Annotated in this window: 13 protein-coding genes; 5 read left to right on the forward strand and 8 right to left on the reverse strand. The window is 42.2% G+C overall.

Features of this window, described 5'->3' with window-relative positions:
• Positions 1-16: 16 nt before the first annotated feature.
• Positions 17-1,570 carry a tetratricopeptide repeat protein gene (locus LCH52_02765; GenBank protein MCA0387396.1) on the forward strand — a complete coding sequence of 518 codons (1,554 nt, stop codon included), beginning with the start codon at positions 17-19 and terminating at the stop codon, positions 1,568-1,570.
• Position 1,571: 1 nt separating this feature from the next.
• Here LCH52_02765 and LCH52_02770 read toward each other — a convergent pair whose 3' ends face one another.
• The 4 genes from LCH52_02770 to gap form a co-directional block, all read right to left on the reverse strand.
• Complete coding sequence (locus tag LCH52_02770) at positions 1,572-1,895, reverse strand: DUF4296 domain-containing protein (protein MCA0387397.1); 324 nt, start codon at positions 1,893-1,895, stop codon at positions 1,572-1,574.
• A 13-nt stretch (positions 1,896-1,908) separates the two neighbouring features.
• A complete protein-coding gene (locus tag LCH52_02775) occupies positions 1,909-2,868 on the reverse strand; it encodes a rhomboid family intramembrane serine protease (GenBank protein MCA0387398.1) in 960 nt (319 codons plus the stop codon).
• Between the two features lie 56 nt (positions 2,869-2,924).
• Positions 2,925-4,121, reverse strand: a complete 1,197-nt coding sequence (locus LCH52_02780; GenBank protein ID MCA0387399.1) for a phosphoglycerate kinase — start codon at positions 4,119-4,121, stop codon at positions 2,925-2,927.
• Between the two features lie 75 nt (positions 4,122-4,196).
• Positions 4,197-5,189 (reverse strand): type I glyceraldehyde-3-phosphate dehydrogenase, encoded by a 993-nt coding sequence (gene gap / locus LCH52_02785; GenBank protein MCA0387400.1) that lies wholly within the window; start codon positions 5,187-5,189, stop codon positions 4,197-4,199.
• A 215-nt stretch (positions 5,190-5,404) separates the two neighbouring features.
• On the opposite strand from gap, the gene LCH52_02790 reads away from it, so the two are divergent.
• The 4 genes from LCH52_02790 to LCH52_02805 all read left to right on the forward strand — a co-directional run bounded on the left by LCH52_02790 (position 5,405) and on the right by LCH52_02805 (position 9,718).
• Complete coding sequence (locus LCH52_02790) at positions 5,405-6,085, forward strand: Crp/Fnr family transcriptional regulator (GenBank protein MCA0387401.1); 681 nt, start codon at positions 5,405-5,407, stop codon at positions 6,083-6,085.
• A gap of 3 nt (positions 6,086-6,088) precedes the next feature.
• Positions 6,089-6,910: a PHP domain-containing protein gene (locus LCH52_02795; GenBank protein MCA0387402.1), complete on the forward strand. Its 822-nt coding sequence runs from the start codon at positions 6,089-6,091 to the stop codon at positions 6,908-6,910.
• Positions 6,911-6,981: 71 nt separating this feature from the next.
• Complete coding sequence (ribE, locus tag LCH52_02800) at positions 6,982-7,449, forward strand: 6,7-dimethyl-8-ribityllumazine synthase (protein ID MCA0387403.1); 468 nt, start codon at positions 6,982-6,984, stop codon at positions 7,447-7,449.
• A gap of 13 nt (positions 7,450-7,462) precedes the next feature.
• On the forward strand, positions 7,463-9,718 hold the full coding sequence (locus LCH52_02805; protein ID MCA0387404.1) for a hypothetical protein: 2,256 nt from the start codon (positions 7,463-7,465) through the stop codon (positions 9,716-9,718).
• Between the two features lies 1 nt (position 9,719).
• Here LCH52_02805 and LCH52_02810 read toward each other — a convergent pair whose 3' ends face one another.
• The 4 genes from LCH52_02810 to LCH52_02825 all read right to left on the reverse strand — a co-directional run bounded on the left by LCH52_02810 (position 9,720) and on the right by LCH52_02825 (position 14,218).
• The gene (locus LCH52_02810; GenBank protein ID MCA0387405.1) at positions 9,720-10,292 is read right to left on the reverse strand and encodes a PepSY-associated TM helix domain-containing protein; all 573 of its coding nucleotides are present in this window, start codon (positions 10,290-10,292) and stop codon (positions 9,720-9,722) included.
• Between the two features lie 77 nt (positions 10,293-10,369).
• Positions 10,370-10,834, reverse strand: a complete 465-nt coding sequence (locus tag LCH52_02815; protein ID MCA0387406.1) for a DUF4920 domain-containing protein — start codon at positions 10,832-10,834, stop codon at positions 10,370-10,372.
• Between the two features lie 104 nt (positions 10,835-10,938).
• The gene (locus tag LCH52_02820; protein ID MCA0387407.1) at positions 10,939-13,866 is read right to left on the reverse strand and encodes a PAS domain S-box protein; all 2,928 of its coding nucleotides are present in this window, start codon (positions 13,864-13,866) and stop codon (positions 10,939-10,941) included.
• The gene (locus LCH52_02825) at positions 13,796-14,218 is read right to left on the reverse strand and encodes a hypothetical protein (GenBank protein ID MCA0387408.1); all 423 of its coding nucleotides are present in this window, start codon (positions 14,216-14,218) and stop codon (positions 13,796-13,798) included. Before LCH52_02825 ends, LCH52_02820 begins: the two co-directional genes overlap by 71 nt.
• Between the last annotated feature and the right edge of the window lie 104 nt (positions 14,219-14,322).

The raw sequence follows: 14,322 nt of genomic DNA on the forward strand, positions 1-14,322 counted from the left end.
ATAAAGTTTTTGCAAAATGACCCATTCAGAAGCATGTGACATTCTCGGAATCAGAGAAGGAGCCGAACCTGATATTGTGACCAAAGCTTTTAACAAGCTAAACAGTGATATCACCCGGCAGATTGAATCCGCAGGTTCAAAATTTCTCCGAGAAACATTGATAAAGAACCGAAAGGCACTAACCGAAGCCTACCATTTTTTAATCAAAGGATCCGAGACCGAAGGATCACTCTCCTTTTCTGATGCGTATAAAATGCTTTTAAATGACGAATCTGATTCAATCCAGATCATTGAAGACCGGTTTATTAAATTAAAAAGCGAATATGAGTTTGGTTTAAGGGCTCCAAACAAAAAGATAAGGGAAATCGCCACTGCTGATATTAAAATAATCTCTGATGTCTTTGAGCATATCATCAGCAATGTAAAAAGTCCGGCAGCAGACGAAATTCCCCGGGCTTATCTTGAGTCGATTCGTGATGATGAAAGAAAAAAACTGGAGCTCGAATTTGAGCGGAAATATGACTCCCTGAAAAGAAGTTTTGATGAGTCGAATGAGAGATTCGAGGACAAAATCTCTGCACTTTCATCTGAAAAAACCCGCATATTAAACGACTTGACAAAACTGATTGAGCTGATTGCCACTGAACAATTTTCTGAAGCCACTCAATTGTCTCTCAAACTTGAAAGCAAGTATTCACTGAACTTCAGAACCTCGGAACTTCAGAACCTCAGAACCTCGGAACCTCAGACTTCTGAGTTCAAACCTCAGACTTCAGATTTCAAACCTCAAACTTCTGACTTCAAACCTCAAACTTCAGATTTCAAACCTCAAACTTCTGATTTCAAACCTCAAACCTCAGATTTCAAACCTCTTCCCGGTGACTCGGGCTTTGGGATAGAAAATGTCTCGTTTGATTTTGCGGATGACCACATAGACAGGATGTTGCTCGACCAGAGCAAAAAACTCAGTCCCAAAATCGAAACACCTCCCGCTGTCAATGGTGATAATCTTGATTCCCGTACAGTTGCCGAAAAACTTTTCAGCGAGGGTAGATTTCAGGATGCCCTTTTCTACTTTAAAGAAGCAAAGGGCGATCAGCCCGAAGACTACTCGCTTGATGTTTATATTCAGGAACTCGAACACCTCGTCACACAGGAAAACGAAGAGTCGGGCAACAAACAAAAAACACAGGAGAATTACGAAAAAGAGGCGTATGAGGAAGTGTTAAAGGAGGCAAATACACTCCGTGCGGCAAAGAATTTTTCGGATGCACTTGAAATTTACAACTCACTTTTATTAAGCGATCCTGACAATCCTTATTTATTATATTGCAAAACTGAATGTGAAGACGAGTTGAAGAGACACCGGGAAACCGGAATCAGTTCGGGGCTTGCGACGAAACCGACTCAGACTGAACTCCTTTCACTGAAAAGGAACGGGGATGATCTTATGAACAAGAAAAATTTCGCGGGTGCTCTTGAACTTTACAAGAAGGCACTTAAGATCAATCCCAAAGACATTTATCTTCAGATTGTTATCGATCAATGTACGAGGGAAATTGCCAGGTAGGTTATTGTTTTTTTAGTGTATCAACCTGCATTTCGGAAACTTCAGCATCAACTTCAAGCATAAACTCTTTGAATTCCTTAGGATTTCTCATATAAAAATCCACGGTTTTGTCATAAAAAGCTTTTGTTACACCATGTTTCTTCAATATCCCCTCTAATGCAGGTTTTACAAACATGGTTGAAGTGCCGACAGTATCCTGCGCCTTGATCAGATCAAGATATATGGCAACAAATTTATCGTTGGGGATTATCTCCTCTTTTTCCGAACAACCGGTGAGGAGCAGACCCGAAATCGACAGAAAAACCAATACAAAGGTATTCTTCAACAAAGGGAAACCCTTACTCACGCTTTTTATTCATCCGCTTGCTGGCTTCAAAAAGGATGTCTTTTTCCTTGGCAGTGAGATTTGTGTAACCTGATACACTGATCTTATCTAAAATTCTGTCTATCTCATCCTGATCAATATCACTGTCTGAAACATCTTTAAATTTTGCATCAACTACCTGATCAGTCGATTTTTTTGTCTTAAAACTGAAATTGAAACCGCCACGGCTGCTGCTAGTTCTGTCACCGTAAATGGAAGGTCCCTCATCCTCATCATCTGCAAAAGGGTTGGAACGCCCGGAAAAGCCCGATGGTCCGCCCCCCTTAAGTTTTCTCTTAAGCGGAAAAAATACCGATTTATCGAAAAACAGGAAGAGAAATCCGGTAATAGCCCCTCCGATATGAGCAAGATGAGCCACATTGGAACCGGGGTTCTTGAACATAAAAAGATCAAGAAGGATCATAAATCCGATCAAGTATTTTGCTTTCACGGGTAAAAGAAAATAAATATAGATATATCTGTCGGGATTGAAGAGAGCGAATGCTATCATGACACCATATAGTGAACCTGAAGCGCCGATTGTTGGACCTGCTGCTATCCCGAAAAGCGGAGTAAGAAGGTGAAGCAATCCGGCTCCTACACCTGAAGCGAGATAGAAAATTAAAAATTTCTTTGAACCAAGAGTGTATTCTACTTCAGTTCCGAACATCCAAAGGGCAAAAAGGTTGAAAAATATGTGTGAGAAATCTGCATGCATAAACTGATAGGAAAAAAGCTGCCACGGTCCGAACCCGCCTCCCAATGGAAACAGGGCGAAGAGCTCAGTAAAATAGTAACCAAGAGGTGTTCCACCGGACACTATTCCGCTTAACATCATTTCCAGGAAGAAAACTACAACATTGGCAATTAAAAGAGATTTTATAACCGGAGAGATGTATGAAAATCCGGCGGGACGGTAATTTCCGTTCGACATTTTTTTCCTTTATTTAATTGCAGGGCTGTGTTGTAAACAGCCCCGCAGTTCAAACATTATGCATTATTAAGTACATCCACACCCGGGAGCACTTTTCCCTCGAGGAATTCGAGAGAGGCTCCGCCACCTGTGGAGACATGACTGACCTTTTCTTTCAATCCGGCTTTCGCTATCGCGGCTGCTGAATCACCACCACCTACTACGGTAATTGTACCGAGTGCGGTTGCGTCAACGAGTGCCTGAGCTACTGCATTCGTGCCGGTTGCAAAATTGTCAAATTCAAAAACTCCCATTGGACCGTTCCAAACAACTGTTTTTGAATTTTTAATTGCTTCAGAAAACAATTTAACTGTTTCAGGTCCAATATCCAATCCCATCTTGTCAGCCGGTATTTTATCAGTTTTAACGGCTTCTGAAGGTGATTCGTTACTGAACTCAGCTGCAACCATAACATCAACAGGAAGCAAAAAGTTTAATTTTTTAGTTTTTATTGTTTCAAGCAACTGACCGGCAAGTTCCACTTTTTCAGCCTCGAGCAGTGAGGTACCGATTTCGTATCCCATTGCCTTGAAGAAAGTGTATGCCATACCACCACCGATGATAAGTGTATCCACTTTATCGAGGATGTTGTTGATGACATCGATCTTGCCCGAGATTTTAGCTCCGCCAAGAATGGCACAGTATGGTCTTACAGGCTCATTCAATGCACCACCCAAATAATCGAGTTCTTTTTGCATTAAATAACCTGATACGGCAATTTTAATGAATTTCGTTACACCCTCGGTTGAAGCATGTGCTCTGTGAGCAGATCCGAATGCATCATTTACATAAAGGTCAGCAACTTCAGATAATTTTTTCGCAAAAACGGGATCATTTGCTTCCTCTTCAGCATAAAAACGAAGATTTTCAAGCAACATTACCTCGCCGGGTTTTAAATCGTCTGCCATTGCTTTTACCGATTCACCGATACAGTCAGTTGCAAATTTCACTTCCATGCCCAGGAGCTCCGAAAGTCTGTCAGCTACAGGTTGCAGGCTGTACTTCGGATTTACTTTTCCTTTCGGTCTGCCGAGGTGGCTCATAAGGATGGCTTTTCCACCCTCTGCAATTATCTTTTTGATTGTTGGTAACGATTCAACGATACGGTTGTCATCAGTCACCTTAAGGTTCTCATCGAGCGGGACATTAAAATCCACTCTAACGAGAACTTTTTTGCCTTTTAAATCGACACTGTCAATTGTAAGTTTTTTCATATAACTGTCGCTTTTGTAATCTATAATAAAAAAAAGACGCAGCCGAAACTGCGTCACTAATCTTTAATCAGTTAATTATGCAATCTTTTTGAGAAGATCGATAACTCTGCATGAATAACCCCACTCGTTGTCGTACCATCCGACCACTTTCACGAGATTACCGTTAACCATTGTCGAAAGCGCATCGAAGATACATGAATGGTCGTTGTGTACGATGTCGGAGGAAACGATAGGATCTTCCGTATATTCCAGAACACCTTTCATTGGTCCTTCAGCAGCTTTTTTCATTGCAGCATTGATTTCTTCCACAGTGGTTTCTCTCGAAAGAATACCGACAAAATCAGTAATTGAACCGTCAGGTGTTGGCACACGAAGTGAAAATCCATCGAGTTTACCTTTCAATTCTGGAATTACTTTACCAACGGTCTTTGCAGCTCCGGTTGTGGTAGGGATGATATTTGTAGCTGCAGTTCTTGCTCTTCTAAGATCTTTGTGAGGGAAATCGAGAACTCTCTGATCATTTGTGTATGAGTGAACTGTAGTCATGTAACCTTTTTCCAGACCGAAAGTTTCATGAAGAACTTTTGCCATTGGAGCGAGGCAGTTGGTTGTACATGATGCATTTGAAATAACAACTTCTTCACCTGTAAGGATATTGTCATTTACACCCATCACGATGGTTGCATCGATATCGCCTTTTGCAGGAACGGTAAGGATAACCTTCTTTGCACCGGCAGCGATATGTGGCAAACATTTGTCTTTGGAAGCGAATACTCCGGTTGCCTCGATTACATAGTCCACACCGAATTCTTTCCATTTAAGATTTGCAGGATCTTTTTCTGCGGTAATCTCAATTTTCTTTCCGTTTACAACAATGGCGTTTCCGTCAACTGTTACGGTACCGTTAAATTTGCCGTGTACTGAATCATACTTCAACAAGTGAGCCAGTGTAACTGCGTCTGTAAGGTCATTTATTGCTACTATATCAATACCGCCCACATCAAGGGCTCTTCTAAATACTAATCTACCGATTCTTCCGAATCCGTTTATTCCAACTTTTAGTGACATTTTTTTCTCCTCTTCGAAAAAGAATTATTTAGACTTCCAAATTTACCTACATTTCAGCTATTTATCAATGCAATATTTTATATTTATATACTATTATCCTCTATCTGTTTTACTGTTTTCAAAGGCAGCTTAAAAAAATAATGGTCAAATTTCAAGATTTATATTTGATATTGTGATAAATATCACTAAATTACAGAAAAAAAAAGGAACTTTTAATGGACGAGCTGGATTTTCCAAAATTCGTACCTTTATTTGAAAATCTTGACGACGAAACTATTCATAAGATTTCTGATCTCGGTAAAAGAAAAATGTTTCCGAAGGACACCGTTGTGCTCATGGAACACGAAACCGGGAACGCCCTTTTTGTGATAATGTCGGGCAAAGTCAAAGTGAGTCGCGAGAGCGATGACGGCAGAGAAGTCATACTTACCTACCTGAATCCCAACGACTTCTTCGGCGAAATGGCGCTGCTTGATGGTCTCGCCCGCTCAGCCACTGTTACTTCCATCGAAGAAACTGAGCTCTTCATTATAGAAAGGGCTGATTTCCTCGACCTCCTCTACAATCACCCCGAAGTATCGATCAGTCTCTTGCAGGAACTTACTAAAAGACTTCGCGGAGCAGACATGAAAATTAAATCCCTCTCCCTCAAGGATGCCGAAGGAAAGGTTGCTACTGTTATCCTTCAGATTGCCGACGAAATCGGCAAAATCCGGCAGGGTGTTGTTGAGATTGAAAAACTCCCCTTCCAGCACGATCTGGCAAACATGGCAGGCACTTCGCGCGAAACGATTTCGAGAACCTTGCACAGTTTTGTAAAGAAAGGACTTATCGAACTCGATGGTAACAAATTGCGCATCCCAAATTATGAGGAGTTCAGGAAGTTCTTTTCGTAATTGATGAATTTTAAAGCGGATTTACATACTCATACTACCCATTCAGACGGCTGGCTCTCAGTAGAGAGCCTGCTGCGTAGAGCCATACTCCAAAAGCTGGATGTGCTCGCCATTACCGACCACGATACTGTTTCCGGTTATATTGAAGCACTCGATAAAAACAAAAAATACGGGATAAAACTTGTACCCGGAATAGAACTGAGTGCACAGTACGAAAATTACGAAGTTCATGTACTCGGTTACTGGTTCGATCCCTCAAACCCTGATCTCAATGCCTACAGCGAAACATTGAAACTCGACCGCTATCAAAGGTGCGAGCGAATTGTCGAAAATTTGCGAAATGCAGGTCACGACATCTCAATGGATGATGTCAAATATGAGTGCAAAGGTGATTTCTTCGGAAGACCACACATAGCAAAGGCTTTGATCAGAAAAAAAATAGCGCGTAACTTCACCCATGCCTTTAAGGAATTTCTCGGCAATAATTCAACTTCCTATGAAAAAAAATTCTTCATCACTCCTGCAGATGCGATTGCTCTGATCCACAAAGCCGGAGGTATAGCCGTGCTTGCCCATCCCGGGTATCTGAATGATACTTCGCTGGATATAATCCTCCAGGAAAAATTTGATGCCATCGAGGCAATTCACCCGTCGCACACACTTCCGCAGCAACAAAAACTGATTGGAATAGCCAAACAACTGGGCATCCCCTGGTCCGGTGGATCGGATTTCCATGGCGGCACTTCAACAGAGAGAGGGTATATCGGCTCATATTACCTCTCCCGTGAAGAATTTGCTGCAGTCGAATCTCTCAAAAAGATGTAAATTATTCAGTTTTTTTATATTTACCCATTCTTTATGTTTCGGTACTTTATTTTTCCGATTTAAGGACAACCATGAAAGAAATTAACGGATTTTTACAGGCTGACGGCTTAAAATTTGCAATTGTAGTAAGCCGCTTCAATGACTTCATTACAAATAAACTTCTTGACGGCGCTGTTGACTGCCTCCTTCGCCATGGTGCTGATGACAACAATATCACTGTTGTCAGAGTACCGGGTGCGTTTGAAATTCCATTCGTGGCGAAAGCTGTCGCAGAAAAAAGGGAATACGATGTTGTGATTTGTCTTGGTGCAGTTATCAGAGGTGCCACTCCTCACTTCGATTTCGTAGCCTCCGAATCTGCAAAAGGTGTCGCCAATGCTTCCCTCGCCACGGGTGTTCCCCTCATCTACGGTATTCTTACCACCGATACAATTGAACAGGCGGTTGAAAGAGCAGGAACAAAAGCCGGGAACAAGGGCTGGGACGCTGCCCTTACAGCCATTGAAACAGCCAACCTGTTAAGTGAATTAAAAAAGTAACCACCCGCACCCTATGCCTAAATTTATCTTCACTCTACTTTTCTTTGCCTCATTACAGTTTCTTTTTGCACAGGAAGCTTCAAACTGGAAGATTTACTCGAACAAGAGTAATCTCTCCTCGGCTGTTTACGACGGTAGGATGATTTGGGCAGGTTCCGATGGCGGCGCCTGGTCTTTTTCAATCAACGATTCTGCATTTTCAGAATTTACAAAAGCCAATGGACTAAACGGCTCCCCGGTAACCGCTGTTGTCATCGACAATTTCAAAAAGGTCTGGTTAGGAAGCAAAAACGGTACGATCGATGTTTACGACCCGGCTTCTGGCACATTCAAACGGGTGATGTCTATCGCATCTTCAGGTAAACCACAAAGAGGAATCAACGATTTAGTACTCTCCGGTGATACGGTCATCGCGTGTACAGATTTTGGCATTTCGCTGATCAACAGCAAAACACTGGATTTCTACGATACCTACATAAAATTCGGAAGTATCGCAGCAAATTCGAAAGTTTATTCTGTCTACCGCGATAATCTCTTTTATGTGGCAACACAGGGAGGTCTGGCTGTTCAAAAACCGGGCACAGTGAATCTTAATGATCCAAACGCCTGGGATATTTATACAAACATTCCCGGTTCAGGGACTACCGTTTTTCAAATGGTCACCTTCGATAATGGCTCCTGCCTTGTCGGGACAAACAAAGGATTATTCAAATTTACTTCCGGTGCTTTCACTTCATACAGTCAGGAACTCGACAATAAATCGGTGAAAAAACTGAGAAAACAGGGCGCAAGAACCTGGATCGTAGCCGATTATCCTGTTGCAGGCGGAACAAGGACCGGATTTTACGCTTTCGAAAACGGGGCTCTTGCATCCTCAATCACCGATCTCCCTGTAATGTACGATTTGATCACTTCCGTCGATGGTTACCTTTATGCCCCCGGTATCGAAGGACTCTATCGCTACCGTTTCGGAACAGGTGGTCTGGTTATCTTCCCAAACTCCCCTTCCGCCAATCTCTTCAGTGGTATCACAGTCGATGCAAAAGGGAATATCTTCTCGGGAAGCGGCAGGGATTTAACAGGTAAAGGCTTTTATAAATATGACGGGAGCAAGTGGACAAATTATAACGCGACCAACACACCCGTCCTCCCGACAAATTCATATTTTTGCTCCTACACAGCTACAGACGGAAATGTCTATATCGGCAGTTATGGAAAAGGTTTTGTCAGAATAAAAGCCGATGGTCAGATTATTCCCTTTACAAATAAAAACACACCACTTGTCGGTATCAGCTCCGATCCAAATTTCCTCGTTGTTTCTGCATTTAAAAATGATTCCAAAGGAAATCTTTGGGTCTTGAACTTCGATGCAGGCGACAGAAAGACTCTTAATCTGCTCACCCCCGACAGTACATGGTATGGTTTTGAAAACCCCCTCGGCACCGGGCTGACCAATTACTCATATCTCGAAGTTGATCAGAATGATACCAAGTGGTTCTCCAGTCCGTTGAGGAATTCGATTTACTACTTTAATGAAAAGAATACTCCCTCCAATACTTCTGATGACATTTCGGGCCAGTTAAACGAGGCGGGTGGATTAAACGGACAGAAAATAAATGCCCTGGCAATCGACAAAAGGGGTGATCTCTGGGTCGGCACCGACCTTGGTGTTCAGATTGTCACATCCCTTAGCACCGTTCTGCAAAACAGTTCAACCGCTAAACCGAGAGTTTCCACGGTTTTTTCTCTAAGACAGCAAAAAATTAATTCGATAGTAGTAGATCCGGTTAACAGAAAATGGGTGGGAACAGATGCAGGTCTCTTTTTAGTGTCTGCTGACGGTACCAGCCTGATTGCATTCTATGATGCATCAAACAGCCCTTTGCTCACGAACGAAATTACTATCATGGGAATTGATTCCAAATCAGGCAGAATATTCGCAGGACAAACAGGCGGACTTATTTCGTTTACCACAAGTACTCCTGCACCCAACGCTGACTACTCCGCTCTTACTGTTTATCCAAGCCCCTTTAAACCCGGAAAAGGTATCAATCTTACTATTGACGGCTTAATCAAAGATTCCGATATAAGCATCCTTGATATCTCCGGAAACAAGATTACATCGTTTTCATCACCGGGTGGAAGAATCGCCTCGTGGGACGGAAAAGACAAATCCGGCAACTTGGTAGCTACCGGAGTCTATATAATTGTTGTTTCCGATAAGGAAGGCAACACCGTCTCAAAAACAAAAACGGCTGTCATCCGGTAGATCAGTTCAGATACAGTATCCAAAAGACCACCGGAACAAGGATACCTGCAGCCAGTATCCACTTCCCTCTCCCCTGAAGACCGTTTTTTCCTTTTACCATTATAACTCCTGATATAGCGAGGAACGCAAGCAGGACGGCAAAAACATCCGCAACCCATGTCCAGATTTTCTTCGGTTTGTTCAAATGCAGAAAATTTACTTCCTTCAAAACCGGTTTTCCACTCGTTGTTTCAATCGACAGTTCACCCGTCGCCATGTTAAAATCGATCACTTTTCCCTCAAAAAAGAGTTTGATCTTTTCATCGGATTCAGAGAAAGTCTCCATCGGTTTCTCTTTTATTTTCAGATGTGCAAGCACTATGCTGTCTATCTTCTCAGAAGCCCAATAAACACGAGGAAGTGTATCAGCCTTTAAGACCTCGGTTGTGATGCTGTAGCTTGGGTTCCAGTCATCGATATGATTTACCGCAACCCCTGAAATTGCATAAATAATTGTCAGCCCCGCAATAAAATAACCGATATCCCTGTGCCATTTTCGTAAAAATATCCTTATTTTCTTCTCTCCCTCACTCATATTCTTCTCCGGAAATTAAAAAAAAAGTCTTACACCCTTTTAGAGTGCAAGACCTTAAAGAAAGGCAGTTAAGCCTCTTAAAATATTTTGGCGCCGATGCCTTTGATTCTGTAAACAGTTTTACCCGATTTGATGGTGGAAGGGTCAAATTTTGTCCCCTGTTCTTCAGCTTTGTGCTGCTCTGCTTCAATCAACTCCTCTTTTGTATAGACGAGTTCTTCCACTTCACCTTCGACCAAAGCTTTATGTCCCTTTTTGCTTACCGGGAACACAATAACGCCATCTTCAACTTTGATTTTGATTTTCTGACCTTTTTTATCACCGGAGATTTCCATCCAACAGCCTCTTTTTTCACATACATCTAGTATAGTGCCTTCCACGAGGACTTTTTTACCTATATATTTTTTAGGAGAATCGAGAATTGTCGAAATCTTTGTTTTTGTTTTAAGAGTTGTTCCTTTTCCGTAAACATCACCTTTTTGTGAATAAGCAACTCCGGAAAGAATGCATAATGCTAAAATGAAGCTAAATACAGCTTTCATGTTTAATCCTTTTTTTAATGATTGATTGTTCAAATATAATCTAAAATTTTTGTTTCTCATTTCCCTTTTGACATCAGCTTTTGAAGAATGGTTTAACCAGGATATCAGCCTGTATCTTCTGCGACCAGCAATTCCTGAATGAATGTTGTAAACTTTACCATATCCAGGGGTTTCGTGTGGAAAAAGTCGAAACCTTCATCAATAATCCTCATTTTATCGTTATTCAATGCATACCCTGTCACTGCGATAAACGGAATATGTTCGTATCCGGGGAGACTTCTTATCCTCTTCATTGTATCCACCCCGTCTATGCCCTCTCCAAGGTTGATATCCATGATGACTACCGAATATTTTTTCTCTGTTGCCATCCTGACAGCAGCTTCCCCGCTCCTTACGGTATCAACGGTGCAAATCCGTCTCAGGTACAGAGCTATCACATCAGAATTTATTTTGCTGTCCTCGACAAGAAGTATTTCGTTCATATTCGATTTTTGCAATTGCCTGTTAAACTGCTTTATCAGTTCCTTGTCACCGGAGTCATCATTCGGCACGCCGTCGGGTTGCAGAACAATAGTTAGTGAAGTTCTTTTACCAGGTACACTTTCGATTTTTATTGTACCACCCAGCTTCTTCAGAATCTCTTTTGTTATCTTTAGTCCAAATCCACCGGCAGGCATTGCTTTGGAAATGTCGGCAGTGAAAGACCCCGCCTCCCTGAAAATTGAATCGATTATCTCTTTTTTGATTCCGGGACCGGTATCTGTCACCCTGATTAGAAGTTCATCCGACTCACCAGGTGTTCTCATCACTTCCACTCTTATCGAGCCTTCTGTTGTAAACCTGACGGCATTGTCGAGAAGATTGCCCGTGGCTTTTGCTATTAATCCGGCATCAGTTACTATTTTTATCCCCTCCTGCACATAAGTATCAAACCGAAGACCTTTGTCCTCTGCCGTCTCTTTGTAATAGGCAAATATTTCCTGAAGTGCTGCTCCGATATCTGTAAGCCTCAAATCCACCCGCCATGAATCCTTTTCCATATCGAGGATATTGGCAACCGAGTCAAGTTTTTTGATCACCCTGTCCGCAGAGTGCTTTATTGATTTCAACAATTTTCGCTGATTGTAATCAGTAACTTCAGATATCAGTACATCAAGAAATCCTGTAATCCCGTTCAGAGGATCCCTGATTTCCAGACCCAGATTTTCGAGAATCGCCACTTTCTCCCTGTGGAGCAGATCAAAATTATCCCGTTGCTTCCTGATGTCACTTTCAAGTTTTTTACGCGAAGTCACATCCTGCTTATATGCAACAAGTTTATCAATAGCTCCGCTTCTGTCTTTTATTGCAGAAATGGAGGCAGAATCCCAATAGTGGCTGCCGTCTTTCTTTTTGTTGATTATGTCACCCTGCCAAATTTCACCCGAAAGAACAACTTTCCACAGATTTTCATAGAACTGTGGCGGTAAAACACCCGATTTAAGTATCGAAGGTTTCTGTCCCAGCATCTCCTCCGGCAAGTAACCTGTGATATCGGCAATTCGCTTATTGATATATTTGATGATGCCTGAAGGGTCGGTTACGACAATTCCGACAGGTGCCTGTTCAATAATTTCACGGAAGAAATCCGATTTTGTAAGTTCTTCATAATGCCAGGTCAGATCATGTGCCACACCGGTAATCATCGCAGGATTACCTGCCTTGTCGAAATTCACCTCAACCACCGACCTGATATATCTGATTTTCTTTGTTTCAGGATCAATTATTCTGTAATCAACCGAGTAGCCTTTGAAATCATTAATCAATGATGTGGCTGCTTTTTCAACTTTTTCCCTGTCTTCAACGGCAATCAACTCATTCATCTTCGTCTGAAGGAATTTCAGTTCCTCAGGGTCGTCACGCATAACTCTTCGAATCCCGAAAAGATCGAAAATGTCATCGCTGATCCACACTTTCCCCTGATTCAGATCAATTTCCCAGTTTCCCGACAGAGTCAGTTTATTTAAGCGTGACATTCTTTCATAATTAACCCGGTCCTCTATAAATTCTTTCTGCACCTCTCCCGGATAACGAAGAAGCAATATCCACCCGATGTGTCGTTCATCCTCTGCCTTTACAGGAGATATTACTCCCGTGATCGAACTTTCACGAACTCCGAATTTTAGCCGGGCGGTATTCCCGAGTCGGAAGTTTAAGCCCGACACCCTCACCTGTTCAAGAATTGATTTAAGATTCTGCCCCGTGTCAAGGTCGTCAATTTGTACTATGTCAGTCAGCTTTTTGTTCACAAACTGGTCATACGACAGATCAAGCGTCACTTCTGCACTATAGTTAAGATAGGTTACAACTCCGCTTTTATCTACCATGATCAGCGGGTCACCGACAGCAGCTATGGCAGAACCCAGATCCTTGTTCGATTTAGTCAGGCTGTCGATTTCGGAGTATCGAAGTGAAAAATCCCTCTGACTAGCGAAACACCCAAGAAGGAGCCCGTTGTTATCGTAAATGTTTACAAACTCGGTCTCAATCCAGATCTGCATCCCGGGAGAAATCTCCTCCGAAGTTTCGAGGTGCAGCCAGCCGGTCTTCAAAAGTTTTCTCCAGGCAGACTTCCCGCTCTTTACATCATAATAGAAATATCTCTCGGGCGAAACACCCATAAGATTTCCGTGGAAACCGGGATTTAATTCCGTAGCCCGTTTGTTGAAAATGGTGATCTGTTGAGTTTTGAAGATATGTTCGAAGAGCTGGGGATCCTCATTTTCGGGGTCCCATTCGACAGGTTGATTCAGCATCATGGCAAAAAAGCCGTCGGGTGATGCTTCAAAAAGAAGTCTTAAGATATAATTGGTGTAGGGTTCTGTATGAACAGAACTGATTTTAGGCAGTATTCCGTCAGAATTTTTGGCAGGGTTTATCACTGTTGCCCTTCTTGACCTCGCTTCGTCCATAAAACCGCCTCTATTCCTTAATGTAAATGGAAGTGAAACCAATTCCCTGCGATTCAGGGTTATGTGACCAGCTTTTGTCATTTCCGGTACTGATAAAGTATATTCCCGGTTTTAATTTAATGTCAGGCTCCACTTCCCATAAAGCGGACGCTACACTATTCCGCCCGGGCTTTCCCTCAGCCTGCCACTTCCCGATCACTTTTCCCGGTCTGTCGGTCAGAATTATCTCACCCGCAGGGGCTCCCTTTCCGTCATTCCAGTGGAAAGTTCTGATTTTTGCTATCTCAATCTCCGAATACACTTCAAACTGAAAAGGCATCGCTGCCCCCTGAGTTACAGGAGAATTATTCTCATTAGAATAAGCCTTTTTCACATTCGAAGAACAGCCCGCAAGCAAAAGAGGCAAAAGGAAAACAAACACTTTATATTTCATTAATGGCATACCGCTAAAATTCATACAATCCGAAAAGATAATTTACTTCATTTAACTGAAATAATTAAATTATTTTTAGACCGGTGCGGAATAGGTCACAATAT

It is taken from the genome of Bacteroidota bacterium (assembly GCA_020161395.1).
GTDB lineage: Bacteria > Bacteroidota > Ignavibacteria > Ignavibacteriales > Ignavibacteriaceae > UTCHB3.